The sequence below is a fragment of the Vibrio sp. Vb2131 genome, assembly GCF_033338535.1.
GTDB classification, from domain to species: domain Bacteria; phylum Pseudomonadota; class Gammaproteobacteria; order Enterobacterales; family Vibrionaceae; genus Vibrio; species Vibrio alginolyticus.
Window position 1 is genome coordinate 1 of sequence record NZ_JAWOSW010000167.1, and the last position, 520, is coordinate 520.

The 520-nt window shown below is 44.8% G+C and carries 1 pseudogene; it reads right to left on the minus strand.

Annotated features, from left to right (window positions below):
* Positions 1-520: pseudogene (locus R7E38_RS23380) on the minus strand (calcium/sodium antiporter); the annotation flags it as partial.

Below are 520 nucleotides of genomic sequence, written 5' to 3' on the forward strand. Positions count from 1 at the left end.
GATGCTGCAAGCTCAGGAAGACTCGTACCGATGGCAATAATTGTCAGACCGATCACTAGGTCGCTCATGCCGAAATGCTTAGCAATAATAACCGCATTATCGACCAGCAGGCTTGCTGCCAAAGGAAGCAATATTAAACCGATAACCACCCACATGATGGCCTTAGGGTTGCTAACGCCTTGTGGGATTTATGATTCTTGATCTTCAAGAAACGCATCGCCAGATTTTTGTTCTTTGCGGCTGATTTGCAACATAGCAAATAAAAAAGCACCAAACAGAACAAATAGTAAGACACCTTCATAAAAACCAAGGTGGCTGTTCCACAGTAAAATCCCGGCTAGTACGGTTACTGCGATCATTAATGGTAATTCGCGACGGATAACTGCAGAGCTAATAGAAAGAGGTTTGATCAGCGCAGTAATACCTAGGATTAGGGCAATGTTAGCAATGTTTGAGCCCAAAACGTTACCGACAGCGGTATCGGTTTTACCGTCCCAAGCGGCTGTTGCTGACACCATCA